The sequence below is a fragment of the Rhabdobacter roseus genome (assembly GCF_014202275.1).
In the GTDB taxonomy this organism is placed as follows: Bacteria; Bacteroidota; Bacteroidia; order Cytophagales; family Spirosomataceae; genus Rhabdobacter; species Rhabdobacter roseus.
Window position 1 is genome coordinate 185,711 of the sequence record NZ_JACHGF010000004.1, and the last position, 26,288, is coordinate 211,998.

The window sequence follows — 26,288 nt, forward strand, 5'->3', positions numbered from 1 at the left end:
GGCACCGCTTGTTTTGCAAAGGTAAAAAAGATTCGTTCTCAAGCTCGCGGCAGGCTCACGTCTGCCCAGGTACCTGGTTGGGCAAGTACCTGGGTGCGTAGTTTAATCTAAAGCCCAAAAGCGCACGGGCCAGGTGTGCGCTTTTGGGCTTTAAGGAGGTACTTGTCAAAAGTTAGTACAAACCAGGAAAATTCTGAGGTTCGGCTTCCTGCATGATTTCGTACACCAGGTTGAAGATATCCTCCACGTTGGGCTTGGAGAAATAATCGCCATCGGAGCCGTAGGGCGGGCGGTGTTCGCGGGCAGCGAGTGTCCGCGGCGGCGAGTCGAGCCAGCGGTAGGCGTTCTGCTCCTCAAGTACCTGTTGCAGCATGTAGGCCGAAGCGCCGCCGGGCATGTCTTCGTCGGCAAAAAGTACCCGATTGGTTTTCTTGACCGACTCCACAATGCGGTGCTCCCGGTCAAAGGGAAGTAAGGTTTGTACGTCAATCACCTCGATCTCAATACCTACCTGGGCCAGTTGAGTGGCCGCTTCCAACGCCAGCCGACACATGGAGCCGTAGGTAACCAGCGTGAGGTGGGTTCCTTCCCGCAGGATCTCGGGCTGGCCCAGGGGCAGGCACAGGGTATCGAGGTTGGCGGGGAGGCGCTCCTTGAGCCGATAGCTGTTCAGGGGCTCGATCACCAGCGCGGGGTCGTCGCCCTGCATGAGCGTATTGTAAAAGCCGGCCGCCTGGGTAAAATTGCGCGGTACCACGATGTGCAGCCCCCGGAGGCTATTGATCATGGTACCCAGGGGCGAGCCCGAGTGCCAGATGCCTTCCAGCCGGTGGCCGCGCGTACGGATAATGAGTGGCGCTTTCTGGCCTCCGGCCGTGCGGTAGCGCAGCGTAGCCAGGTCATCGGTGAGGGTAGCCAGGGCGTAGTAAACGTAGTCGAAGTACTGGATCTCCACGACGGGCCGCAGGCCGCGCATCGCCAGGCCAATGCCCTGGCCGATGATGGTCGTTTCGCGGATACCCGTGTCGGTAATCCGGATTTCACCGTACTTTTCCTGCAAGCCCGCGAAGCCCTGGTTCACGTCTCCAATCTGTCCTACGTCTTCGCCCAGAGCCACCAGGCGCGGGTCCCGCGCAAAAAGGGCGTCGAAGTAGGAACGAACAATCTCCCGGCCGTCTACCAGCGGGCTATCCGGCTCGTAGACGGCCGAAATTGCCTCTACGTTGAGCGGTGATTCGTCCGACTGGCTGTACAAGTGCGTACTGTATCGCTTTTCGTTCAGCGCTACCTCCTGCCGAAGCCATTCCTGTAGCGCGCCCTGCGCGGGTACTGGCTCGCTTCGCAGGTACCGAAGTGCTTTGCGAACCGCGCCAACCAGGTCGCGGCGAAGCGGCAGGTAAGTCTTTTGAAGCTCCGCCAAGAGGTTCTTTACGTCTTCCCGCGCCGGGGTACTTTCGCGGGCGGCTTGCTCGAGCAGCGCCACGGCTTGCTGTTGGTCATGCTCAATATCACTTCGGTAGGCTTTCCAGGCCAGGTTGCGCGCCTCGCGGGCTTTTTCCTTGGCTTCGGCCTCGATGCTTTCCAGGTTTTCTTCGCTGGCGTAGCCGTTGTCCAGAATCCAGTCTCTGAATAGCAGGTTGCAGTCGTGCTCAGCTTCCCACATGAGCCGATTTTTGCTTTTGTAGCGCTCGTGGGAGCCCGACGACGAGTGCCCTTGGGGCTGCGTAAGCTCCTGCACGTGTACCAGCACGGGTACATGCTCGCTGCGGCACAGGGCCGCGGCTTTTTGGTAGGTTTCGATCAGGGCCGGGTAGTCCCAGCCTTTTACGGCAAAGATTTCAATGCCCGGCTCGTCTTCGTTGCGTTGCAGGCCCGCCAGGGCTTTGGAGATACTGCCTTTGGTCGTTTGGTACTCAATGGGGACCGATATACCGTAGCCGTCGTCCCAGACAGACATCAGCAGAGGTACCTGAAGTACCCCGGCGGCATTCATGGTTTCCCAGAACATCCCCTGCGAGGTAGAGGCGTCGCCAATGGTAGCGAAGACGATCTCGTTTCCCTGCCGGGAGAAGCTAGTGAGGTGCTGGATCTCCTGGTTGAGGCGGTAGAGCTTGGAAGCATAGGCTAGTCCCAGGGCGCGCGGGATTTGGCCCGCCGTGGGAGATATATCGCAAACGGAATTGTAGAGCTGGGTTTGGTCACGCCAGTGGCCTTGCTCGTCCAGCCAGCGCGTGGCGTAGTGGCCGTTCATGGAGCGCCCGCCGGTGTGTGGCTCATGGTCTACGTCAGCGTGGGCATATATTTGGGCAAAAAATTGCTGCCACGTCAGATTCCCCAAAGCGGCTTCGATGGTCTGGTCGCGGTAGTAGCCCGACCGGAAATCGCCCCGGCGGAAGGCCCGGGCCATGGCTACCTGGGCTACTTCTTTCCCATCGCCAAAGATGCCAAACTTTGCCCTTCCCCCCATCACATCTTTCCGGCCCAGCAAACTGACCTGTCGGCTTTCGTAGGAAAGCCGGTAGTCATCCAGTATGTTTTCCTGAGTCAGAACACTATTTTCGGGCAAAATTTCGTTTAGAAGCATATCATTTCGGGTACTTCACGGTTAGTAAATCCGTAGTTAAGTTACGTGTTAAAACGTTTTAGGTCAAAATTAAAATAAAATATTTCTCCTTTCAAAAAAACGTTTTCTAACTTTACTTTGTTGAAAATGTGCCTTTGACGCTGAAAATTCTGAGAATCTGTTCCAAAAAGCTTAAATATTGTCCTAACAAACAATTTTCTAACAACTAAATTTTGAGAGTATCATGAAAAAGTTTTTTTCGATTTTGGCCGTATTGTTGGTGGTAGCAACGGCGAGCTACGCCCAGAAAGGTGTGATGAAATTTAAAGAGGAGACCCACAACTTCGGCAAAATTGAGCAGGGCAAGCCCGTCACGCAGGAGTTTGTTTTCACCAACACGGGTACTGACCCTATTGTGATTTCCAACGTCAGCGCTTCTTGTGGTTGCACCACGCCCAGCTATACTAAAGATCCTATTTTACCGGGTAAGACAGGTACCATCAAAGCGACCTACAATGCCGCCGCGATGGGCTCGTTCAATAAATCCATCACAGTATTTAGTAATGCAGAGACCCCCAGCATGTCGCTATTCCTGAAAGGAGAGGTGGTTACGAAGGAGCAAGCCACCAAGCCTTCTACGAAGTAGGGTTTAGGGTACCTGCCCCCGATACATCAACCGTGCGGCGGCCTTTCCTTAGGGAGAGGCCGCCGCTTTTGCTTTATGTAAGTGGCTGAGATAGCGCAAGTACCCTTGGAGGTACCTTGAGCGTAACAGAAAGTAAAGCGGTAAAGTACCCCGCCCAAGGTACTTTACGAAGCGGAATTAGAAACCAGCCCGGTCGACGAAGGAGCGGCGGCGGGTGAGCTTCAGATCTTGTAGGATGGACGACTTGGCCTTGATGGTAAAAGAGTAGTTGCTGGCCCGGAAAGAGCTCCCCGCGTAGGGCGTCCAGCTGAAATTCATATCCCAGCAGTGGAGGTCGCGGTAGAGGGTAACGGTGGTGATGGACGGCGCCAGGGCCACGAAGTCAAAGCCCGACGACAGGCTGATTTTCCAGTTGGGCGTCAGGCTCAGGTCGCCGGTCATGCTCACGGTCTGCACCAGCGAAGCCTCCTGCAAACCTACCCGCGAAAGCCCGAAGTTATAGTTCAAGGAGATATTCCAGGGAATGTTGAAATCCACGTACAGATCCGGATTGCGGTCGATGAACTCGAGCTGCTCTTCGGTGGCGGTGGTAGCACCCGGTGGTTGGTCGGTGCGTTTCTTTTCGCCCTGCTTGGGCGAAAAGCTGGTACCCAGCGCAAAGTTGAGGTTTTGCAGGCGCGCCAGCCCCTGCCCGCGCGTCACGGCAAACTCGTTGATCCTGATCCCGGCCGTGTTGGTGGGACTTCGCGTATCGAGTACGTAGGTGTAAGGATCGAAGTTCATGTTGAAGTTCATGTTCAGGTTTCGGCCAATGCGGGCGTTGGCGTTAACGGCGATGTTGGACAGGTTGAGCGAGTCGGCCAGCATGTTATAACTACCCGTAAAGCCCAGGTTGTCCAGCAGCATTACTTTCTCAAACTGCGCGGCGGCGGTATCGTTCTTCGAGCGCAGCTTCATCTCGAAGGAGTTGTTGAGGCTGTAGGAGACGATCCCCGACGAGCGGCCGCCGTTGGTGGTGACGCCCAGCCCCCGCAGGCGCGAGAGCGAGCGGGTATCACCTACTTCGTTGATCTGGATGGTTTGGTAAAACCCGAAATTGTCGCCCGAGAAATCTGGCGTGTAGCTGAAAGATACCGACGGAATCACCGTGTGCCGGATGGCCTCCAGCCGCTTGCCCTTCACGAAGAAAGTACCGTAGAAGCGCGTATTCAGCCCCGCCCCAAAGGAGTACGAGTACTCCGTCGATACCTGGTTAATCGTATCAACGCGAATGCGGTTATCGCCCAGGTACGTATAGTTGTAGCGTTGGGTAAACACCTCGCCCTGCAAAGAAAGGCTGGGGGTAAAGTTGAGGTAGCGCATCAGCTTGAAGTTGGGCAGCGAAATGGGCAGCGAATACCGGCCCGTAAACTGCGCGTCGTCCAGCATGGCAGGTAGGTTGCCCAGGGTGAAGGGAACTACCGTTTCTCTGCCCAAACGGGAGGTATCTATTTCATTGGTAATGATAAAGCCCAGCCGGGAGTAGGTGGTGTCGATGGCCGAAATAGAATTGGAAACGTTGTAATTTCCGCTGAAGTCCAGTCCGAGCCGGAAGCTTTCGTACCAGCGCCCGCGGCCGCCATTCAGCGCAAAGGGCGCGATCTGGTTAATCCCGAAATTGAAATCGGTTCCTACGTCGGTTTTGCCGTTGTTTCGTCGTCCCGTCTCGGGATTTACGTCGCCAAAGTTCTGGTTGACGCGCAGGCTGGCTCCGGCGCGCGCATACTGGCCAAAAGTACGGTTATACTGCACCGAGGAGCTCGCAATGTTGGAAATGTACCGGCTGGTTTCGAGGGCGTTGAACTGGTTGTAGCTGTTGCTGTTGACGTTTACGTTGGCCGAGAAGGTAGAGTTGCCGCGCGGCACGGGCGTATGCGACCACTGTACGCTGAAGTCATCCCGGCCCGGCAAATTCCGCAGGCGGTCTATTTCGTCGCCGGAGCGGTTTTTATTGAAACGCAGGGCCACGTTTCCGCTGTAGCGGTAGCGCTTGGTGTAGATCGAGCTCGCGCCCAGTCCCCAGCTACCCGTGGAGTAGATCTGCCCCGTCACGGTGGCGTTGAAGTACTCGCTGATGGCAAAGTAGTAGCCGCCGTCGCGCAGGAAGAAGCCTCGTCCGTTGGGCTCTTCGCCGTACTGTGGAAAAATAATCCCTGAAGTACCTATCTCTTTTTTCTTGGGTAAGGGGAAAAACCCAAACGGCAACCCGACGGGCAGCGGCACGTCGGCAATCACGATGTTAAACGGCCCGGAAACTACCTGCTTGTTGTCCACGAGCTTAATGCGCGGCGCGTTAATAAAAAAGTGCGGGTGGGTAAGGTTGCAGGTGGTATAAATGGATCCCTGGATGTAGAGGTTGTTCTGGTCGTCTTTCTTAACAGTATTGCCCCGGATGTTCCCCTCGCCCTGCTGGGTGATCACCCCCCGGATGAAGGCCTTCTTGGTTTTAAAATTATACCGGATTTCCTTGGTCGTGTAGCTTTCGGCCCCGTCCTGGAAAACGGGCTCCCCCACCATTTTCTTGGTGGTGGTATCCAGGGTACCTTGGGCAAAAAGCTCATTGGTAACCCAGTTGAGCCGGATGTAGTTGGCTTTTAGGTTAATGGTACCATACTTTACCTCGGCGTTACCGTAGAGATGTACCTGCTTGTCGTCTACCTCCATGATGGTCGAATCCTCGGCCGTATACTCCACGGTAGCCGTAAGGTCACTTTGCCGGGCCAGGCTGTCGGTTCGGAGGGAGTCGGCCCGCAGGGAGTCGGACAGGGTAATGGCCGCGAGGCTCAGCGAGTCGGCTAGTCCTGACCGCACCTGGCTGGTATCGGCTGGCCCCCCCTGGCCGGGTATGGGCAGGCTGTCGGTGGGTGTTTGGCCCACCGGGCTGCGGCTGGTGGCTTGACGCACCTCTCCCGCCGAACGCCCCGCCGGTTTTTGGCAGCTTACCTGTCCCAGGAACAAAGCCACGACGAAGCTTAGCCATATACTAAGCCCCTTTTTTTTCAGTTCTAACAAATAGACTATTTTTGCATTAAATTAAGAAGCCAAAATTAGCGGAGAATTTTCTTTCAAGTAACGCAGCAACCCTAAAATAATGTTAAAAGTTCTTAAAATTGTGGTCGCAGCGGGTGGTTTTCTGGTCAGTGCCGCTTTTGCTTTTCAGGAGGCACCCGTCGCAGAAAATAGTCCGAAAAAAATTGGTGTAGTAGTGATTGACGCCGGCCACGGGGGCCATGACACCGGCACCCGCGGCAAAGTAGCGCGAGAGTCGCACATTGCCCTCAAAATAGCCCTGGCGCTGGGTAAAAAAATAAAGGCCGCCATGCCCGAGGTACGGGTACTTTATACCCGCACCTCGGACGTGTTTGTGGAGCTGGCCGAGCGCTCCGCGTTTGCCAACCGTAACCAGGCCGACCTCTTCATTTCCATCCACTGCAACTACGCCCCCGGCTCCAGCCGAGTGACCGGCACCGAAACCTTCGTGATGGGGCTTCACAAATCCGAGGGAAATCTACAGGTAGCCAAGCGTGAAAACTCGGTTATTCTGAAAGAAGATAACTACAAACAACGCTACAAGGGCTTCGACCCGGAGTCGCCCCTGGCGCACATCATGCTGGCCAACTACCAAAGCGCTTTTTTGTCGAGCAGCCTGCGCTTTGCGGGCCACGTCGAGAAGCAGTTTCATGACCAGCGCCCCAGCCGGGGCGTCAAGCAGGCGGGATTCCTGGTACTTTGGCGCGCCACCATGCCCAGCGTTCTGATCGAAACCGGCTTCCTGAGCAACGCCACCGAAGAGGCCTACCTCAACTCCGCCGACGGCCAGGAGGAGGTCTCGCAGTCGATATTTAAGGCATTTAATCAATACAAAAAGGAGATGGAACGATATTAGCGGTACTTTCGTATCAAGAATACAATCCCTTGTTTGTTCATATTTTTTTGGCCCATGAAAATTTCTAAGGAAGTAAAAGTAGCGGCCCTGGTCATCGTCACCCTCACGATGCTGTACTTTGGCTTCAATTTTCTTAAAGGAACCGATCTTTTTTCCCGTACCCATAAGTACTTTATTGTCTATGACGACGTAGACGGCCTCACGGCTTCTAACCCCGTTATGCTCAATGGCTTGTCCGTTGGAAGGGTGCAAACCATCAAAATTCTGCAAGACCAGGGTAATCGGCTGCTGGTGACGGTGGATATTCAGAAAGAAATCCAGATTCGGGAAGGTACCGTGGCTACTCTGGCCGACGGCGGTCTGCTGGGCGGCAAAGTGATCCAGTTGAAGATTGCAAACTCGGGCCGAGAGCTAGGCGACGAAGATACCCTCGTGGCGCAAAAAGATCCGGGGATCTCGGCCCTGCTGCAGGAGAAAGCACTGCCCGTGGTGATGCACGCCGACTCGCTGGTTCGGAATTTAACCCTTATTACGGCGGGCTTTAAAGAAACCGGGGCCATCCTGAACCAGGTACTTCGCAACTACGACCAGACCGGACTGGTACTGCGCACGACCCTGGAGACCAATCAGGCTAATCTGGCAGCCCTAACCGGCAACCTTAGCAAGCTTACGGCTTCGCTGATCGAAACCGAAAAAGAACTCAAACCGATCCTGGCCAAGGCGGGTACTTTCACCGATTCCCTGACGGCCCTGCGCCTGGGCGAAACGGTCGCTACCGCCAATCGTACCATTGGGGAGTTGCAACAAATGCTGGCCGCGGTCAAGGCCGGGCAGGGCACGGCGGGCAAGCTCGTGAGCGACGACAAGCTCTATAATAACCTCAATTACAGCCTCATTAGCCTCAACCAGCTTCTGGCCAACTTCCGCGAGCAGCCCCGGCGCTACATCAACGTCTCGGTGTTTGGCGGCAAGAAGAAAGACACCGGGCCGTCGGAGTCGCCCATTGATACGACCTTGCAATTCAAGGAAAATTAAGGCCAAAGTACCTTCCGAAAAAAAGAGCGCGTCAGCGCTCTTTTTTGTATCTTGCTACCTCAAGCCATCAAAAAAAGGAACGATCGTGGAAGTAACGGCCCAAGCCAAAAGAAAACGCCCCGCCCCGCCCGAGGAAGTACCCGCCTACCTGATCCGGGAGGTACTGGACGGTAAGCCCTTGTACTACAAAGGCTACCGGGAGGTGTTGCAGAATAAAAAATCATTGGAAGATATTATGGGGAGCAGCGGGTTGCAATCATTTATTATCCAGTATATCCTGGAAATTTTGTACCTGAAGGTAGGTAGAAAGCAGTACCATTTTTTGACCAACGAAGTAGGTACGCACATGGGCCGTAAGAACAACGTGTCTGGCGATGTCTATGTGTATGATAAAGCTTTACTGGTACCTGCTGAAATCAATGATCAGTACGTCAAGATTCCCCCCAAGGTAGCGATTGAAGTAGACCTGAAAATTGACATAATTCAGGAGAAAGACTACGACTACGTGAACCTCAAAACCCAAAAACTCCTGGATTTTGGCGTAGAAAAGGTGATCTGGATTTTTACGAGCAGCCAGAAGGTACTCGTGGCCACGGCTGCGGAAGACTGGCGAACCAAAGACTGGAACCAGGACATTGAGCTGCTCGACGGCCACTTTTTCAACCTCGGCCAGTACCTGCGCGAAGAAGGCGTGAAGCTGGAGACCGATAAAGAGTAGCCAAAAGTACCCCCAGGTACCTGCCGGGAAGTCGTTTGCCTCTAAGCAGACGACTTTTTATTTTTGGCGAAGAACGGCAAAGGGTACTTTGGGCCGTTTATATAAAAAACGACTTGATCATGACGCATCAACAACTTCTGGATGACCTACACCAACGCCTGGCTACCGTGAAGCTGGGCGGCGGACCAAAAAAAATAGAAAGCCAGCACCAAAAAGGAAAGCTGACCGCCCGCGAGCGCATCGACTACCTGCTCGACGACGGCAGCTACTTCCTGGAGGTAGGTACCTTGGCCGGCGACGGCCTCTACGAGGAAGAGGGCGGCTGCCCGTCGGGGGGAGTGGTGGTGGGGCTGGGCTACGTGGCGGGGCGGCTCTGCGTGGTCGTGGCCAACGACGCCACCGTCAAGGCCGGAGCCTGGTTTCCGATCACGGCCAAGAAAAACCTGCGTGCGCAGGAAATAGCCCTGGAAAACCGCCTGCCGATCATCTACCTCGTGGATAGCGCGGGTGTGTACCTGCCGCTGCAGGCGGAGGTATTTGCCGATAAAGAACACTTCGGGCGCATTTTCCGAAACAACGCCCGCATGTCGGCGCTCGGCATTGTGCAAATCGCGGCCATCATGGGTAGTTGCGTGGCGGGTGGGGCGTACCTACCCATCATGTCCGACGAAGCCCTGATCGTGGAAGGTACCGGCTCGGTGTTTCTGGCCGGACCGTACCTGGTGAAGTCGTCGGTGGGCGAAAACGTCGACGCCGAAACGCTGGGCGGAGCCACCATGCACTGCGAGATTTCGGGCGTGACCGACAACAAGTACCCCGACGACCCCAGCTGCCTCGACGCCATCCGGCGGCTCCTGGACAAGGTAGGTACCCCCGCCAGCGCGGGTTTTCAGCGGAGCGCTCCCGCCGCGCCGCGCCGCGCGCCCGAGCAGCTCTTTGAGCTACTCCCGACCGATCGCGTCAAACCCTACGACATGGCCGCGCTCCTGGAGTGCCTCGTGGACGCTGCTGAGGTGGAAGGTACTTCGGGGCTCGACGAGTACAAGCCCGACTACGGCAAGACCCTCCTCTGCGCCTACGCGCGGGTAGACGGCTGGGCCGTGGGCATCGTAGCCAACCAGCGCAAAGTTGTGAAGTCGGGCAAGGGCGAAATGCAGATGGGCGGTGTGATCTACGGCGAAGCGGCCGATAAGGCGGCGCGTTTTATCATGAACTGCAACCAAAAGAAAATCCCGCTGCTGTTTTTTCACGACGTCACGGGCTTCATGGTGGGTAGCCGCGCCGAGCAGGGCGGGATCATCAAAGACGGGGCCAAAATGGTAAACGCCGTGGCCAATTCGGTGGTACCCAAGTTTACGTTTATTGTGGGTAGTTCGTACGGGGCGGGCAACTACGCCATGTGCGGCAAAGCCTACGACCCGCGCCTGATCTACGCCTGGCCTACGGCCCAAATGGCCGTGATGAGCGGTAGTACCGCGGCCAAAACGCTGGTGCAGATCGAGACGGCCTCGCTAAAAGCCAAGGGGCAAACCATCACGCCCGAGGTAGAGCAGGAATTGCTTGCCCAAATTACTAACCGCTACAACGAGCAGCTCTCGCCCTACTACGCCGCCGCCCGGCTGTGGGTCGATGGCGTCATTGATCCGCGCGAAACCCGGCGTATCATTTCGCTGGGGATCGAGGCGGCCAACCAGGCTCCCATTACGCAGTCCTTCAACGTGGGGGTGATCCAGACGTAGCGCCGTCGGGTAAAGGTAGGTAGGTACTTTATGACGATTCTTTTCTAAATCAATAACCACAAGATAGCATGTCTGAACAAATCGCCTTTTTGGGCCTGGGTAGTTTAGGTACCCCCATTGCCGGTAATTTACTCAAAGACGGCCACACCCTCACCGTCTGGAACCGTACTTCGGGCAAAGCCCAGGCCTTGCTGGATCAAGGAGCCCGCGAAGCCAGCAGCGCGCTGGAGGCCGTCACGCCCGGCGGGGTAGTGGTGAGCGTACTAGCCGATGACGCCGCCGTGGAGGAGGTACTTTCCGACGAGGTACTGGCGCGGCTCGGCGAGGGTAGTTTGCACATCTCCATGAGCACCATCTCAGCCAGTACCGCCCGCCGCCTGGCCGAACGCCACGAGGCGCACGGCGTAAAGTACCTGGCCGCGCCGATTTTTGCCCGGCCCGACGCCGTGTCGTCCCGCATCGGCAACCTGTGCGTGTCGGGTAGTGCGGCGGCTAAGGAGCGCGGCGAGCCCATCCTACGGCCCCTCGTAAAGGGGTACTTTGACTTCGGCGAAGACGCCGGGGCCGCTAACGTGGTGAAGCTGGCCGGTAACTTCATGATCGCCGCGACCATCGAAATGGCCGCCGAGGCCTTCACCCTGGGCGAAAAGCAGGGGGTACCTCGCCAGGCCATGTACGACCTCTTCTCGCAGACGCTCTTTGCCGCGCCCATTTTCCAAAACTACGGCCGCATGGTGGCGCAGCATACCTACGAGCCGGTGGGCTTCCGGCTGCCGCTGGGCCTCAAGGACATCAACCTCACCCTGCAAACCGCCGCCGAAGGGCAAGTACCCATGCCACTGGCCAGCCTCCTGCGCGACCGCCTGCTGTCGGCCATCGCCAAGGGCCGCAGCGACCTCGATTGGACCGGCTTCGCCCTCGGCGCTTCCGACGACGCGGGGTTGTAAAGTACCTGTGCCGGGGTACTTGCTAAGGTACTTTTTGGTTAAAAGTACCCCTTCCATAAGCGAGCGAACGAAGAGGTAGTTCGCTCGCTTTTTTATTTGTTTCTCGTTGAAAGACAGGAAGGTACTTGGAGGGAAGTTGCTTTTTCAAAGTACCTTCCCTATTTTAGCACTCGCTCCAAGCGATCCACACCTTTACCCTCAGCATGGAAAAACAAGCCTTCATAGACGCTACCCCCGCCCTTCACCACCTACCCGCCGACGCCCTGGCTTTTCTGCGTCAGCGGCTGCACGTGCAGCAAGTTCCTAAGTACACCCAACTGGTACCCTTGGGCGGAGTCAGTGACCGCCTCTACTTTCTGTATGCGGGCCTGGCCCGCAGCTACTACCTGGAAAGCGGTAAAGAAATGACTTCCTGGCTGGCGCAGGCGGGTGCGCTGCTGTGTGTGCCGGAAAGTTTCCTGGCGCAGCAACCCTCGCGGGAAGCCATCCAGTTACTGGAGGACTCAACGCTGGTTTCTTTCTCCCACGCGGACCTACAGGCGCTTTACGCGGCCTACCCCGGTACCAACAAGCTCGGCCGCTGGGTGGCCGAGCGCTATCTGACCCTGTATAGCGAGCAGGCCCGCTGGCTCCGCGCCACCTCCGCCGAGGAGCGTTTTCGGCAGTTTATCACTAAGTACCCAGAGTTGTACGAAAAAGTACCCCTCAAGCACATCGCTTCCTACCTGGGCATGGCCCCCGAAACGGTGAGTCGTATTCTGAAAAAGAAAAATTGACTTTGGTCGGGCAGAAATTGACTTTGGTCAAGTGCCGTACTCAGAAATTTGCAACTCCTTTGTGGCAAAAGAAAATGGCGCGTCAGTTTGGCAACGGAGCGGGGCTTCTTGAAGTAGTTCAAAGTTATGAAGAATGAATTATCAGACTAAAAAACGTATAGATCTGTAAGAATCTTAGAAGGTTTTATGTAGCAAGACGCTATACTTTTTCTTTTCAAGGAAGAGCCATTTAAGATACTTTAAACTTATGTACCTATTATGGATGGGTCAGTAAAGGTGTAAACTATTCAAAGGGATAATCTTTAATAAGCGATAAACGAGCTCTCATAGCTATAACTCTGCTGTGGCATCCATATTAAAGGATAGAGTTTTACACAATAATTCACCCCTCAATAACAGTGTTGATGTAGTTCTACTTTTGATAAATAGTGGTTATTATGAACCACGTCAACCTTCTAAGGGTAAAAGTGTAGATGGATTATACTATAATGGATGTACGGCGACACGCTATTAATTTTTGCAAATCACGGCGATACAAGTTTCTATATCGCCGTAATTTGCAAAAATACACCTTCCTTTCTATACTATCCATTGGACTAGGGATGTCCTTTGCGGTAGTTGCCCAAACGATACATCTAAATGGCTACATAACCGATTCCCACACGGGCGAAGTACTCATTGGAGCTACCATCAATTATCCGGAGAAAAAGATAAATACCATTTCCAATAAGTACGGGTACTATACGCTCCTGATGCCGCCGGGAAATTCTCAATTGAAGATTTCCTGTATTGGTTACCGGTCTTTCGACTTCGATGTCTATCTTTCCAAAGACACCACCCTACCCATTGCCTTGACCCCCGAATCAATCGAGTTGTCGGAGGTGGTGATACAAGAAAAAAGCACCCTTTCGCAGACCACGGCCGGTTTTGTTACGATACCGATCAGTCGGCTCAAATCTGTCCCCATCCTATTTGGGGAGGCGGATCTTATCAAAGCGTTGGCGCTCACTCCGGGCGTTACGACGGGCAATGAGGGTACTACCGGGCTGTTGGTGCGGGGAGGCACTCCTGATCAGAACCTTATTTTGCTCGACGATGCCATCGTGTATAACACTGCCCACTTGTTTGGCTTGGTGTCGGTGTTTAATACAGATGCCGTGAAAAACGTGGAAATGTACAAAGCCGGGTTTCCCGCCCGCTACGGCGGCAGGTTGTCCTCCGTTTTTGACATCACCATGAAAGAAGGAAATAAGAAAAGGCACAATAAGGAGCTAACCGTTGGGCTCATCAGTTCCCGGATGCTCTGGGAGGGCCCGCTTTCCTATAAGGAGAAGCATTATGGGAAATCAAGCTATCTGATTGCGGCGCGGAGTTCCTATCTTACCGCATTTTTATTGCCAAAGTATTTGTTGTTTAAAGCCGGGAAGGCCCGAAGTTATTTCAACTATTGGCTGTACGATGTCAACGCTAAAATCAACCATCAGTTTGGCCCCAAAAGCCAAATCTTCGCCAGCCTGTACCACGGCAATGATTTCTACTCGGCAGAGGATGGTCTGGCGGCGGATCGGAGCAAGTTCGGACTGAATTGGGGGAACACTACCTTTACCGTTCGGTATAACCATATTCTCCATCCCCGGTTGTTCCTGAAAAGCATTCTTTCCTATTCTAGGTATCATTTTGACATCACGGCCAAAAGCTTTGAAAAAAAAGGTCGAAAGTGGGAAGAAGCCAACGCTTTGCAATCCTTATCAATGGTCAATGACTGGACGCACAAATCCAGTTTGGAATGGTTTGTAAGGCCCCGGCAAACGATTCGATTTGGCGTGCAGACGTCCCTCTACTTCTATCTCCCAACTTCGTTGAGGACCAGCTTTGACCTGCCAGCAGATTCATTATTGGGCAATAACGCCTCCATCTCTACCCATGAACTATCGGCCTTTACAGAATATGAATTTATGCTGGGATCCTGGTTTAAATCTAATGTGGGAGGGCGGCTAGTGAGGGTGAATGTGCAGGAGAAAACGTACCAAAATTTGGAACCCAGAATAAGCGCAAATCTGATAGTGACGGGCGACATGGCGGTTAAGGTAGCCTATACGCGGATGAATCAATACACCCACCTGCTGACGAGTAATAGTGTAGGCTTACCCAATGATGTATGGGTTCCGGCAACTGAAACCATAAAGCCCGCTTCCTCGGAGCAGTATGCATTGGGCCTGTCGAAGACCATCGGAACCGATATAGAAATAAGCATTGATGTTTATAAAAAATCATTGAAGAACCTGATTGATTATTCCACGGGTACTGGCTTTTTTTCCAGCTTCGACCAATCATGGCAGAGTCTGATCGAGCAAGACGGGGTAGGAAGAATCAGGGGACTGGAGGTATTTATAAACAAAACGAAGGGGGCTTTTACGGGCTGGGCTGGCTACACCCTCTCCAAAAATGAGCGGAAGTTTGACCGAATAGATGAAGGTGCCTGGTACGCGTCAAATTTTGACCGGAGGCATGTGCTCTCTTTGGTGGGAAACTATACCCACCCGATTTTCAACTACTCTTTTTCGCTTTCCTGGGTGTATCAGTCAGGCGCTCCGGTATCAATGCCAATAGCCATTTATAAACAGCTTGATGAAGGTCAATTCTCTCCTGACGGTAGCCCAACGTTACTTTATGGAAACAGAAATAATGTACGGCTTCCTGCCTACCATAAACTTGATCTGAGTTATAGTTTTGATATTGACAGCCCCAAACGCAGGACGGCAAGAATGACCTTCGGAGTGTATAATGCTTACAACCGGGTAAATCCCTATTATCTGCGATTACGAATACAACCCTACCCGGCCTCGGCACCAACCGCTTCCTATAGTAAGTACCAAGGTTTTACCAGTTCGGTCAATAAGGTAGGTGTACTTCCTTTGTTGCCTTACGTTAGCTATTCTGTAAAATTATGAGCCTTTTTTCGAAAGTAATGTATGGCTAAATTCCTTCCCTTCTTGGTTTTGCTCAGCCTGGCCTTGGGTTGTAAAGAGAGAGCTTTGGACTTGGAGCTACCTTATGCAGGTGATAAGTTGGTTCTTTTTAGCCAAATCAAAGCGGGAGATACCCTTAAAATGGAGGTACAAAAAACCTATCCCCCCACGGGGCAATATACCTATATCAACGGCATAACGAATGCCACGGTTAAGCTTTTTGATGAAAAAGGGTACGTTGAAACCTTAAAACATGGAAAAAATGGCCTCTATACTTCTGCCACGGGGCTAGTTTGGAAAGAAAATGATTCCTATAGAATTGAAGTCGAAGCTCCGGGCTTTCCCAAAGCAATCACTGATTTTGAAACGATGCCCGCGCCTCCGGTAATCCTTTCGTACGAGTTCAGTAAGGATATAGACTCAAGATCAAATGCGGGTACTCCCTCTCGGGAGCTCAATATAAAAATTCAGGATAGTGATATTGAGAAGCCAAACTACTACATGATTATTATTAAAAGAGTAGTGGGCAAAGAAACCATCGGAGTGAATGTCTTTGATCTGGACAAGCCCAGTGAATTTGATGATCCCTGTGAGTTCAGGTATTTTGGTAGGTTTGTGTTCCCCGACTTTTGCAAAGTAAATGGTGTGCTTGCGTTCAGGAAGGGACTAGAACTAACCTATACGTATAGTTTGAATATTGATCCTAAGGCACGGGATAAGATTGTAGTATCCACCCGTCAAATCAGTAAAAGCTACTATGAGTTTTGTAAAACATATTATGCTGAAGATGATCTAATTGTGGCCTTTAAAACGCCTTACCCAAGATACACAAACATTACGGGGGGCTATGGAATCTTTGCTGCCTATAATGAGGTTGAAAAAGAGTTTGTTTTGAAGGAATGAGTACTTTTTTTGGATAAATGCTAGTGAATTGATCTGTAAAGTATAAAGAAAGCGTTCCTTTACTCGTGGAGTGGTGAAAACCATCAGGCATTCAAAATGTTCACAGACTACTAGTTAAACAATGGTTGCACATTGGGTTAGTAAAGTAGCGGCCTCCTGGTTATGCCAATCCAATCGTAACTTGCTGTTTCTAATTTGCTCCTGGAAATTAGACAGGAATCTATGGGTACATTCGTTAGTCCATAAATTCAAACGCTCCCAGATTGTAAATTAAACCTTTGATTTCAGTGGAGGAAAACACCAGAAGGTACTTTACAAACTTATATATTCATCAATAATTCTTGATTTTGAGATGAAAAACACAATGGCCATCTGCATGTTCTGGTTTGTATCCACGCTGGTCTGCCAGGCGCAGCGTGATCCTGACAAATTCACTTTGGGAGCCCATGCGGGCTGGGATTTGTCGGACATTACCAAAGCAAAATATACGTACCGGGGTGGTTTTGTAGGGGGAGTGTCGGCCACTTTCGGCCTTGGTAAGAATTTCTACCTCCAGCCGGAAGTGAATTTTCAGCAGCAGGGCGCTAATTACACCTATGAGTTGCGAATTGGCAACAATGAGTTTCGGCAAGGGAAAGCATCGCTCAGATTAAATTATCTGAACGTACCTGTTTTGTTAAAGTACAGGCTTGGATCCACTAACCTTCGCGTTTTCGCTGGCCCTCAAATGGGGTTTAAATTAAATGCGGTATACGTCGCTAAAGAATTCGATATCTATAATGACATAGATCGGTTCAAAACCATCGACTTTTCAGGGGTAGGTGGGCTAGAGTACCTCTTTCCGCTTTCCGGGGAAAGCAAGTCGCTGGTGGTCAGTGCCCGCCACTTTTCCGGCTTTACCGATTTTACCCGTTATTTTTATTCTGTTCCAGCTGAAGGCGAGGGGTACAGATATAGAGGGTTCAGTTTCTTACTTGGAGTGCGCTTTTGAATCTGGGCTGCTAGCATTCTACAAGCTAGAACCTATACAATAATCTAAAAGTCGTAACGTATTCGACCGAAGGCATTCCCCACTTTCCGGTATCGACGGTGGAGTTTCACAGCGGGAAGACTCAACGCTGGTTTCTTTTTCCCACGCGGACCTACAGGCGCTTTACGCGGCGTACCCTGGTACCAACAAGCTGGGCCGCTGGGTGGCCGAGCGCTACCTGATCCTGTATAGCGAGCAGGCCCGCTGGCTCCGCGCCACCTCCGCCGAGGAGCGTTTTCGGCAGTTTATCACTAAGTACCCAGAGTTGTACGAAAAAGTACCCCTCAAGCACATCGCTTCCTACCTGGGCATGGCCCCCGAAACGGTGAGTCGTATCCTGAAAAAGAAAAATTGACTTTGGTCGGGGAGAAATTGACTTTGGTCAAGTGGGGTACTCAGGAATTTGTAACTTTTTTGTGGCAAAAGAAAGCCCCGCGTCAGTTTGGCGACGGAGCGGGGCTTCTTGAAGTAGTTCAGAAGTAGGGGAGATGAATATATATACTAAAAAAACTGATTCATGAGTGGTTCTATAAAGATTTATCAAACAAGGATTTATTTATTCCTCGCTTTACTTTTTACGCTTTCTTCTTGTTTTAGCAAAGTAGATCCGGAGGTGAGTACAAAATACGTAGAGGGTGGAAATAGAGAGCAACTTAGAAGTATTGCTTTTAGTGAGCTATACAGCCACTTTCAATCAAGTACTAAGGAGAAGTCATTTTATGAGGTGATTTCAGGAAAAAACGGCCGGTTTATAGTCAATTATAATAGAATAGAGCAAAGGCTTACATTGTGCACAGATCCAGGTAGTGGCTGGGCTGAACAATTCAAAGACATAAGCGAAGCAGATCTGGGAGAATTTGTTTCGAAAGGAGTTGAACTTAATGACTTTGATGGGACTAACGGCAATATGGTTTGGGTTGACTCTGTTACCTATCTTGTAAGAGGAGTAGAATTTAAAAAAGCTTCAAGCGCTGAATGGATACGACCTAAGACGAATGGTAGCCCTTCTTTAGAAGGTTATCGACTCGTGAATTAGCGTTGTAAAGAACTTGGAACGAAATCTGTTAAAGCGCAATCACTACACGTACTACGACGCTTGCTATTCTGAGCCAGTTGCTCTATTTTAGGGGAATAGTTTAAAAATGTCCACACCTTTCTCCTCGAAGCTATGCGAAAGTCTATTTTCCTGGCGGGTACTTTTCATCACGATTTTACTTCCAAGGAGGTACTTGGGGGGTACCTGAGCAGCGAAGTAGCAAAGCGTAGGATCCTTCGGGCCATCGCTTCCCATTCTTTTCTTATTCATTTTCTACTTCTCGTTGGGGGGCTTTTCGGCTCCTTATCGTTGTCGGCCCAGTCGGTACGCATGTCGGGCTACGTACTACAGCAGCGCGGCGGGGAGGCCGTAGCCTTTGGTCGTTTGCAACTTGATAACACCCGCCAAATCGAAACCAACGCCTTTGGGTACTTCTCGTTGGCGACGACGCCCGGCCCGCATACCCTGACGGCGCAAGCCAGCGGCCTGATGAGCCAAACGCTGACGCTGTCTCTGACGCGCGATACCACCCTGACCATTGAATTAGCGCCCTGGGAGCTGCAGCTCGACGAAGTACAGATCACCACCCCGCTCTCCGACGACCGGGGTAACTACCGCCTGACGACCCGGCAGATCAAGAGCCTGCCCATGATGCTGTCCGAGCCCGACGTCCTGAAAGCGCTGCAGCTACTACCCGGCGTGCACGGGGGCACGGAAGGCACGGCGGGTATCCACGTGCGGGGCGGCAGCCCCGACCAAACGCTGATCCTGATGGACGGCGTGCCGGTCTATAACGTCAACCACCTTTTTGGGTTCTTCTCGGTCTTTAACCCGGACGCGGTGGCGTCGGTGGATCTGTACAAGAACGAACTACCCGCCCGCTACGGGGGGCGGCTGGCCTCGGTGGTAGACCTGACCATGCGGGAGGGCAACCGCCGCGAGCAGAAAACGATGCTGGACATTGGCCCCATCTCCACCCGGCTGCTGTGGGAAGGACCCCTCAAAAAAGATACGGCCTCCTACCTGCTGTCGGTGCGCCGGACCTGGCTCGACGTACTGGGCAACCTGGCCCAGCGCATGGCGGGAATGAGCCACACGACGCGCATCGGCTTTTACGATGTCAACGCCAAGGTAAACTACCAGCCCAACCGCAACAACCGTTTTTTCCTGAGCTTTTACCTACGGCAACGACGGCTTTCGGAACGTCGGGGAGCTCTCGCGCGAGGAGCGGAGCAGCTACCAGTTTCGCTGGGGCAACCGCACCGCCGTGGCCCGCTGGAACCACGTCTTCGGCCCCCGCCTGTTCAAAAACAGCACGCTCAGCTATACCAACTACCGCTTCCTGATCGAGGCCCGGATGCGGGCCGCCAACGAAACCTACCGCTTCCGCACGACCTCCGGCATCACGGACCTGAGCTACAAGTCGGACTTTGTGTACTCGCTGGGGCGCTCGGAGCTGCAATTTGGCACCGAGCTGACCCGCCACCGCTTCGCGCCGGAGATCAGCCTGGTGCAGGGCGAGTGGGCCGAAGGCGAGCTGAACCGGCCGGAAATGAGCCCGCCGACCTTCGTACTGGACAGCCGCCTCTACGCCGACTACCTCTACCGTCCCCGCGAAAACCTGCGCCTGCAGGGAGGGCTGCACTACAACCTGCTGCGGGTAGCCGGGCGAACCTACCACGGCCTGCAGCCACGCCTCTCGCTGAACGCCGACCTCTGGCCCTCGGTGGCGGGGGTGCGGGCCTCCTACGCCCAAACCATGCAGTTTTTGCACCTGCTGACCAACCCCTCGCTGGGCCTACCCACCGACTTGTGGGTACCCGTTACCGACCAGATCCCGCCGCAGCGCGCGCAGCAGTACTCGGTGGGGGTGTACGGTACTTTTCGAAAAACGCTGCAGTGGTCGGTGGATGTGTACACCAAGTCCATGCGCCACCTGCTAGAGTACACCGAGGGCGGAGCTTTCCTAACCTCGCCCGGCCAGCGGTGGTACGACCGCGTAGCCGTGGGCGATGGGGCCTCGCGCGGCGTGGAGCTGCTGCTGCAAAAGCCGGGGGAGAAATTCAGCGGGCTGCTGAGCTACACGCTCTCGCGCACGACGCGGGTCTTTAAGGAGCTCAACAATGGCCAGCCTTTCCCTTATCGCTACGACCGCCGCCACGCCCTGAACCTGTCGGCCGAGTACCATTTCACCCGGCGGCGGAGCCTGCAGGCCCTGTTTACGGCCAGCAACGGGGGCTTTGTTACCATTGCCACCCAGCGCTTTGCCGGGGCTCCGCTGCCGCTGTTCTTCGACCGGGGAAGCGGCTGGCGGGGCGACTGGTTCACCGGTAAGCTGGACTACTTTCCGCAGCGCAACAACCTGGAGATGCCCTTCTACCACCGGCTCGACCTGAGCTACCAGGCCAGCAAGCAAAAGCGCAAGGGCACGCGCACCTGGACCCTGGCGGTGTACAATGTTTACAGCCAGCGCAACGCTTTTTACTTGTTTGTGCACGATAACCGGTTGAAAAAATTCACCCTTTTTCCCATTATACCTTCGGTAAGCTATGCGTTTCGGTTTGAGTAAAAAAAGCCTTTTCCTGCTACTGGGGGTTGTTTCCTGCGTGAGCGAAGTGGAGCTGCCGTATCCGGTTTCGCCCACGGAGTACGTGCTCAACGGCATTCTGAACCCCGACAGCGTCATCAGCCTGACGCTGCACCAGACCCTGCCGCCGCTGGCCTCCGACAGCGTGTACCCGGCCGTGGCGGACGCCCGCGTGCGCTGCTACGAAAACGGGGAAGTGCTGGGTGAGCTGACCTACCGGGGCCAGGGGCGCTACGAGCTACCGGCTACCTACCCCAAGCCGGGGGGCATCTACCGGGTGGAGGCGCAGGTGGGGGCGCTCACTCTGTCGGCCCAGGATACCGTGCCGCCCATGGTACCCTTTACGTTGGAGATCACGGACCGACAACCCCAAAACCCCAACTACAATCCCAACCTGCTGCTGACAATCCCGCCGGACGGTGGGCAGGAACGGTTTGTCTGGATTTCGTTGAGCTATATTAGGTATTACAGCCTTGTTTATGGAGGTCCTCAACTAATTCAGACCAGCTTTGAATCGCCACTGAGCGCTTCGCCCTACCTGGACAATTTCAACGCCCAGCAGGAGTTTGATCGTAATCTGAAAAATTATAGACCACTGGCGCGGCTCGATCCGGCCTTTGGGGGCGAAAAGACGATACCTTTTACTTTTATGGTCGGTATAACGTGGCTTCGACAACTAGGCGAGCGGCTGGACCTGCACGTGATGCAGGTGAGCCGGTCACACGACCGCTACATCAAATCGGTGGTAGTTGCTTTCAATAATCGCCTGGTAGACGAGGATGGAGGATTTCATAACCCCTTTGGCGAATCAACCAATACCTACTCCAACGTCACCAACGGGCTGGGCTTCTTCGGAGCCATGCAGAGCCGGAAAGTCGTGCTGCAGGAGGGCACGGAGTAGATTTTTATTTACATAAATGCGGCTTTTATGAATCTACAGATCATCTCTAAACATTACTCAACTACCTAAAAACCACTTGTATGAAAAAGTGTTTCTTTTGTTTGCTGCTGCTCGCAGGTACTTCTTTTTCGGCCTGGGCCCAAACCGAGCCAGGTACCTGGCTGGTGGGGCTTTCGGGCAATGGGGCCATCCGGAAGCAAGATTTTAACCGCAATACCCAGCTGCAGGCTACGCCTTTGGTAGGGTACTTTGTCAGAAAAAACCTGGCTCTGGGAGGACAGGTGGCGTGGGATCATTTTCAGAGGGGGTCGTCAGGGTTTCAGTTTACGTACAAATCCAGCACCATGAATGCCAATGCCCTGGCGCGCCTGTACTTTGGGGAAGGCAAACTCAAACCCTACGGTACGCTGCTGGGCGGCTATGCCTGGAGCTGGCGGGACGTTCCCTATTTATTGCCAGTTAACCACGGTGGTATCGACGGGTGGAACGCCGCCGTGGGGGCGGGGGGAGCGTACTTTGTGGCTCCGCAGGTAGCCCTAGAGGGCCAGGTAGACTACCGGTTTCTCAACAACGGCGACGTGAAACAGGTAGCGGCCTTTCGGCTGGGCTTTGCGCTGTATTTGCCCTGAGGGGGTACTTTGAAGAAAGACCGATATACTTTTCAATGTACCTGCTAAGTACCTTTGCGCATATGAAGGTACTTAGCTATTTTATTAACGCGGACTATGAGATTACGTGGGTGACAAGGAATGGAATCAGTGCCATAGGCACGCAATGTTTGTAGCCAATATTACCACCACAATCCTTCCACGTGCCTTTAGGTACGTAACGAGTGATGGTTGCGTACCTAAAGGCACGTGGAATCCGACCTATCAACAAACTTTCTATAAACATTCAGCCGCTACGCGGCCAAGAGCCTCACTACTAGAGTTATATTATTGATATGCTGGCTTTGCCGCGCACCTACAGGTAGTTAACTTCAAAAAAGCAGGGACTAATTCGCTCCTGGGGCTGACGGCCTTGTATCGGCTTTAAATCAATTCATAGGGATTAAATATTTCCCTAAACTACCCCTAAAACGTACGTTTCCAGCTCAGGGAAGGAATGATGGTGCCGAAGACCGAGAGCCGGTAGCTGCGGGTGCTGAGGCCTTCCTGCCGGAAGTAGATGGAGTAGGGGTTTTTGCGGGCGTAGAGGTTGTACAACGAAAACGACCAGGTGGTGTAGCGTTCCTGCTCGGGCTGCCGCCGGGTATCCTTGGTAAAAGCCACATCGAGGCGGTGGTAGTCGGGCAGGCGGTCGGCGTTGCGCTGGGAGTAGTCCAGTACTACCACGTCGTTGAGGCGGTAGGTACCGTCGGGGTAGGTGGTAGGGCGGCCCGAGGTATACACGAAGTTGGCACCGAACGTCCAGCCGCGCGGCCATTTCCACTGGGTCGAAAGGGCCAGGTTGTGGGGGCGGTCGAAGGTGGCGGCGTACCAGCGGCCCTGGTTGATCTGCTCGCTCACGAAGGGCGTTACGGCCCGCGCAAAGGTGCGTGAGTAGGTGTAGGAAAGTTGCCCGGTGAGCAATCCTTTACTTTTTTGGATGCTTACCTCCAGGCCGTAGGCCCGGCCCCGGGCGGGCAGCAGGTCGGCCTCCAGCGCCGGGTTGAGCAGGAGCGTCGCGCCCTCTTGGTACTCTACCAGGTCGGTCAAATCCTTGTAGTATACTTCCAGAGACGTTTCGTAGGTATTGTCGCGCAGGTTGCGAAAGTACCCCACCGACCACTGCTCCGCCACCTGAGGAGCCACAAACGGGTCGCTGAGCTTCCAGAAATCGACCGGCGAAATGGCCGTGGTGTTGGAAATAAGGTGCAGGTACTGGCGCATTTTGGTGTAACTCAACTTGACCGAACTACGCGGACTGAGCGTCACGCGGGCCGAGAGGCGCGGCTCCCAACCCCCATAGGTAGCCAGGGTTTGGCCTCGGGCGTAGGTGAGGGTGTCCAGTATGGTCTCGACGCTGCGGGGCTGGCCGCTCAGGTACCGGTAGGCCGTGCCTGGTCCCCGGTTTTGGAAGGTGGCGTAGCGCAAGCCCGCGTTCAGCGCCAGCCAGGGCAGGGGTGTCCATTCGTCGGAGAGGTAAAAGGCCAGCTCGCGGGCGCGCTCGGCTTCCAGCGCGAGGGGATTGAGGTTGGAGCTGGTGCGGGTAGGGTGCAGGCTGCCGGGCGTAACGTAGTAGCCCGTCAGGGTCGTGCCGGCCTCGAGGCGGTGGGCGGGGTGGGGCGTCCAGAGCAGATCAGCGCGGGCATCCTGCTGCCGGATACCCGACCGGAATAGGTACTCGTTGGTGGGGGCAATGCCTTCCAGCTCAAACTGATACGCGCTGTGGGTGCCGGTGAGGTGAAGCGATAGCTGCGGCGCTAGCCACTGACTCCACTTGACCGTGGCCAGGGTGGAGCGCCAGCCGTAGAGGGTATCTTCGGGAAATTTGAAGGTATCGTAGCTGTGGTAAAAGGTCGTTGTGAGGCGCGTCCGGGGCGTGAGCTGGTAGGTGAGGCGGGCGTTCAGGTCGTAGAAAAAAGCGCGGTTTTGGTTGGTAGGAGCCGGAAAACGCCGGATCAGGAAGTTGGGGTAGGCTACGCGCCCACCCGCCACGAAGGTAAGGCGGCGGTCGCGGCTGAGGGGGCCTTCGGCCAGCAGGCTACCCGTCATCAGGCCCAGGCCGGTGGTGAGCTTCACCCGCTCGGTGTTGCCACTGAGGGTGGTGAGCTGTAGCAGTGACGACAGCCGCCCGCCGTAGGCCGCCGGGACATGGCCTTTGTAGAGCGTGACGTCCTGCGTGAGGTCGGCGTTGATATTGCTCAAAAAACCCAATAAATGCGACGTATTAAACAGCGGCGCGCCGTCGAGCAGCACCAGGTTCTGGTCGGTGCGGCCGCCCCGCACGTTGAAGCCCGAAGTACCTTCGCCCACGGTACCTACGCCGGGCTGGAGCATCAGGGCTTTCAGGACATCCACTTCCCCAAAAACCACCGGAATGTTTTTTAGATTTTTCACGTCCAGCTTCACCACGCCCATCTGCGCGGCGGTTACGTTCTGATCGGGTTTTTTGTCGGTAATCGTTACTACATCGAGCTGACGGATGTCTTTGTGTAACACCACTTCAAGACGTACCGGCTGCGTACGCACCATTACCGCCCGTACCTGCGACGTGTACCCTACCGCCGAAAAAGCCAGGTAGTACTCGCCGGGCGGCAGGTCGAACCGAAAGTACCCGCTGCTGTCGGTTCGGGTGGCGAAGTTGTGCTGGCGGACCAATACCGTCACGTCCGGCAGCGGCTGTTGGGTACTTAGGTCCGTGACGAGGCCCTGCACGGCTGCCTGCTGCGCCAGGCAGGAGTACGAAAGTACCCCCAAGTACCCCGCCAGCAGCAGTTTCCAAAACCCGTTTTTTAGTATTTGTATCTCCATAAAAAACTACCAGGGGGAAGGTGGAGAAAGCCTGCTTTGCGGAAACAGGCGCAGGCAGTTGCCTTCGGGTGTAAACAGGTCGCCGTAGCGCAGCTGGTAGCGGTGTACGCTCAGCGTGTCGCCGGGGACTTCGAGCCGGGCCTTACTCACCGCCGACGCCCCAAAGTACCCCAGCGCTATCCGCTCAGGTTGGTCTTCGCGGTGCAGGTTGCCTTCGATGGAAGCGGGCTGCGGGTCGAAAAGCGAGCCCGTACGCTGGCGTTGTTCCTCAAACCGCCGCCAGAACTGGTACGCCTCGCGGCTGAGTGAGTACTGGCGAATTTCAAGATAATGGCGCCCCACGGTATAAATGGGCGACGACAGCACGGGTACCCGGCTGAGGCGGTTGCCGTTGACGAGGGCGTCGGAAAGGACGTTGGTAGGTGGAGCGTAAATCGGAATCCAGCACCAGTTGCAGCAAATACCCGCAAACCCGAGCCGCTCGCCGGTGGAGCGGTGCGGCACGTAGCCGTAGCCCGACCAGCGGTAGTAGTTGCCCCGGACGGGCGGATCGTTCGTGTCCAGAAGTACCTGGTAGTGGTCGGGCTCACGGCTGCCTTCGGGCTGCTGCCGAAACTCGGCGTAGAGGCGCTCGATGGGGGGTACTTCGGCCAGGAGCTCGGGGGCGGTGACGTAGCGGGTGCCGTCGGGCAGCTCCACCCGCAGCGCGTAGCGGCGGCCTACCTGCCCGCGAAAGGTGGTGTCGCGCATCCAGTAGTAGGTAGGTGTGAGGGGGTCTTGTTCCAGCGTTACGGTCCGGCCGCCTTCTTCCGCGATCGTCACCCGTGCGCCCTGCACCACGAGCTCGTCGGGCGTGGGATTGGTGCTACTGAAAGCGCCAGAGTAGCTTAGCCGGATGACGTAGGGCGGGGGCTCGTTGGTGATAAGCCCCTCTACCACCAGCCGGGGCTCCACCTGCCGGATCGGCAGACCGACCGGGTCTATGCAGGAAAGTACCCCTACTCCGGCCAGTAGCAGCGTGATTATGCTGAGGTACTTGTAACGTTTCGTCATCGGAT

The 26,288-nt window shown here is 54.5% G+C and carries 22 protein-coding genes and 1 pseudogene; 16 read left to right on the plus strand and 7 right to left on the minus strand.

Annotated features, from left to right (window positions below):
• Positions 1-172: 172 nt before the first annotated feature.
• Positions 173-2,584 (minus strand): alpha-ketoacid dehydrogenase subunit alpha/beta, encoded by a 2,412-nt coding sequence (locus HNQ92_RS14765; RefSeq protein ID WP_184174820.1) that lies wholly within the window; start codon positions 2,582-2,584, stop codon positions 173-175.
• Between the two features lie 223 nt (positions 2,585-2,807).
• On the opposite strand from HNQ92_RS14765, the gene HNQ92_RS14770 reads away from it, so the two are divergent.
• The gene (locus tag HNQ92_RS14770) at positions 2,808-3,209 is read left to right on the plus strand and encodes a DUF1573 domain-containing protein (RefSeq protein WP_184174821.1); all 402 of its coding nucleotides are present in this window, start codon (positions 2,808-2,810) and stop codon (positions 3,207-3,209) included.
• 177 nt (positions 3,210-3,386) lie between these two features.
• Here HNQ92_RS14770 and HNQ92_RS14775 read toward each other — a convergent pair whose 3' ends face one another.
• On the minus strand, positions 3,387-6,260 hold the full coding sequence (locus HNQ92_RS14775; protein ID WP_221307460.1) for a putative LPS assembly protein LptD: 2,874 nt from the start codon (positions 6,258-6,260) through the stop codon (positions 3,387-3,389).
• Positions 6,261-6,339: 79 nt separating this feature from the next.
• On the opposite strand from HNQ92_RS14775, the gene HNQ92_RS14780 reads away from it, so the two are divergent.
• From HNQ92_RS14780 to HNQ92_RS14830, 11 genes are all read left to right on the plus strand, one after another.
• On the plus strand, positions 6,340-7,134 hold the full coding sequence (locus HNQ92_RS14780; protein WP_184174822.1) for an N-acetylmuramoyl-L-alanine amidase family protein: 795 nt from the start codon (positions 6,340-6,342) through the stop codon (positions 7,132-7,134).
• A 54-nt stretch (positions 7,135-7,188) separates the two neighbouring features.
• On the plus strand, positions 7,189-8,169 hold the full coding sequence (locus HNQ92_RS14785; RefSeq protein WP_184174823.1) for an MlaD family protein: 981 nt from the start codon (positions 7,189-7,191) through the stop codon (positions 8,167-8,169).
• Between the two features lie 85 nt (positions 8,170-8,254).
• A complete protein-coding gene (locus HNQ92_RS14790) occupies positions 8,255-8,887 on the plus strand; it encodes a Uma2 family endonuclease (protein WP_184174824.1) in 633 nt (210 codons plus the stop codon).
• 119 nt (positions 8,888-9,006) lie between these two features.
• Positions 9,007-10,626 carry an acyl-CoA carboxylase subunit beta gene (locus tag HNQ92_RS14795; protein ID WP_184174825.1) on the plus strand — a complete coding sequence of 540 codons (1,620 nt, stop codon included), beginning with the start codon at positions 9,007-9,009 and terminating at the stop codon, positions 10,624-10,626.
• A gap of 68 nt (positions 10,627-10,694) precedes the next feature.
• The gene (locus HNQ92_RS14800; RefSeq protein WP_184174826.1) at positions 10,695-11,573 is read left to right on the plus strand and encodes an NAD(P)-dependent oxidoreductase; all 879 of its coding nucleotides are present in this window, start codon (positions 10,695-10,697) and stop codon (positions 11,571-11,573) included.
• A gap of 203 nt (positions 11,574-11,776) precedes the next feature.
• Positions 11,777-12,349, plus strand: coding sequence for a Crp/Fnr family transcriptional regulator (locus HNQ92_RS14805; protein ID WP_184175137.1), 573 nt, complete (start codon positions 11,777-11,779; stop codon positions 12,347-12,349).
• 557 nt (positions 12,350-12,906) lie between these two features.
• Entirely contained in the window at positions 12,907-15,300 is a 2,394-nt protein-coding gene (locus HNQ92_RS14810) for a TonB-dependent receptor (protein WP_184174827.1), read from the plus strand.
• A 21-nt stretch (positions 15,301-15,321) separates the two neighbouring features.
• Positions 15,322-16,221, plus strand: coding sequence for a DUF4249 domain-containing protein (locus tag HNQ92_RS14815; protein WP_184174828.1), 900 nt, complete (start codon positions 15,322-15,324; stop codon positions 16,219-16,221).
• Between the two features lie 364 nt (positions 16,222-16,585).
• The gene (locus HNQ92_RS14820; protein WP_184174829.1) at positions 16,586-17,212 is read left to right on the plus strand and encodes a porin family protein; all 627 of its coding nucleotides are present in this window, start codon (positions 16,586-16,588) and stop codon (positions 17,210-17,212) included.
• Between the two features lie 202 nt (positions 17,213-17,414).
• Complete coding sequence (locus tag HNQ92_RS14825) at positions 17,415-17,606, plus strand: cyclic nucleotide-binding domain-containing protein (RefSeq protein ID WP_184174830.1); 192 nt, start codon at positions 17,415-17,417, stop codon at positions 17,604-17,606.
• Positions 17,607-17,768: 162 nt separating this feature from the next.
• Complete coding sequence (locus HNQ92_RS14830; protein ID WP_184174831.1) at positions 17,769-18,287, plus strand: hypothetical protein; 519 nt, start codon at positions 17,769-17,771, stop codon at positions 18,285-18,287.
• An 87-nt stretch (positions 18,288-18,374) separates the two neighbouring features.
• Here the strand turns inward: HNQ92_RS14830 and HNQ92_RS28660 are convergent, their stop codons facing one another.
• On the minus strand, positions 18,375-18,557 hold the full coding sequence (locus HNQ92_RS28660) for a hypothetical protein (protein ID WP_246440211.1): 183 nt from the start codon (positions 18,555-18,557) through the stop codon (positions 18,375-18,377).
• A 75-nt stretch (positions 18,558-18,632) separates the two neighbouring features.
• Entirely contained in the window at positions 18,633-18,785 is a 153-nt protein-coding gene (locus tag HNQ92_RS28665) for a hypothetical protein (protein ID WP_246440221.1), read from the minus strand.
• Positions 18,786-18,938: 153 nt separating this feature from the next.
• On the opposite strand from HNQ92_RS28665, the pseudogene HNQ92_RS29180 reads away from it, so the two are divergent.
• Positions 18,939-19,121 (plus strand): annotated as a pseudogene (locus HNQ92_RS29180) (TonB-dependent receptor plug domain-containing protein); the annotation flags it as partial.
• 36 nt (positions 19,122-19,157) lie between these two features.
• On the opposite strand, the gene HNQ92_RS28670 reads toward HNQ92_RS29180, so the two are convergent.
• The gene (locus HNQ92_RS28670; RefSeq protein WP_246440223.1) at positions 19,158-19,382 is read right to left on the minus strand and encodes a hypothetical protein; all 225 of its coding nucleotides are present in this window, start codon (positions 19,380-19,382) and stop codon (positions 19,158-19,160) included.
• Between the two features lie 172 nt (positions 19,383-19,554).
• On the opposite strand from HNQ92_RS28670, the gene HNQ92_RS28675 reads away from it, so the two are divergent.
• The 3 genes from HNQ92_RS28675 to HNQ92_RS14845 all read left to right on the plus strand — a co-directional run bounded on the left by HNQ92_RS28675 (position 19,555) and on the right by HNQ92_RS14845 (position 22,404).
• Complete coding sequence (locus HNQ92_RS28675) at positions 19,555-20,856, plus strand: TonB-dependent receptor plug domain-containing protein (protein ID WP_246440226.1); 1,302 nt, start codon at positions 19,555-19,557, stop codon at positions 20,854-20,856.
• Entirely contained in the window at positions 20,837-21,775 is a 939-nt protein-coding gene (locus tag HNQ92_RS14840; protein ID WP_184174833.1) for a DUF4249 domain-containing protein, read from the plus strand. The genes HNQ92_RS28675 and HNQ92_RS14840 overlap by 20 nt, the downstream gene beginning before the upstream one ends.
• Before the next feature lie 80 nt (positions 21,776-21,855).
• On the plus strand, positions 21,856-22,404 hold the full coding sequence (locus tag HNQ92_RS14845) for an outer membrane beta-barrel protein (protein ID WP_184174834.1): 549 nt from the start codon (positions 21,856-21,858) through the stop codon (positions 22,402-22,404).
• 444 nt (positions 22,405-22,848) lie between these two features.
• Here HNQ92_RS14845 and HNQ92_RS14850 read toward each other — a convergent pair whose 3' ends face one another.
• Together HNQ92_RS14850 and HNQ92_RS14855 are read right to left on the minus strand one after the other, a co-directional pair.
• Positions 22,849-25,230: a TonB-dependent receptor gene (locus HNQ92_RS14850; RefSeq protein WP_184174835.1), complete on the minus strand. Its 2,382-nt coding sequence runs from the start codon at positions 25,228-25,230 to the stop codon at positions 22,849-22,851.
• A gap of 6 nt (positions 25,231-25,236) precedes the next feature.
• Positions 25,237-26,283, minus strand: coding sequence for a DUF4249 domain-containing protein (locus HNQ92_RS14855; protein WP_184174836.1), 1,047 nt, complete (start codon positions 26,281-26,283; stop codon positions 25,237-25,239).
• Positions 26,284-26,288: the final 5 nt, after the last annotated feature.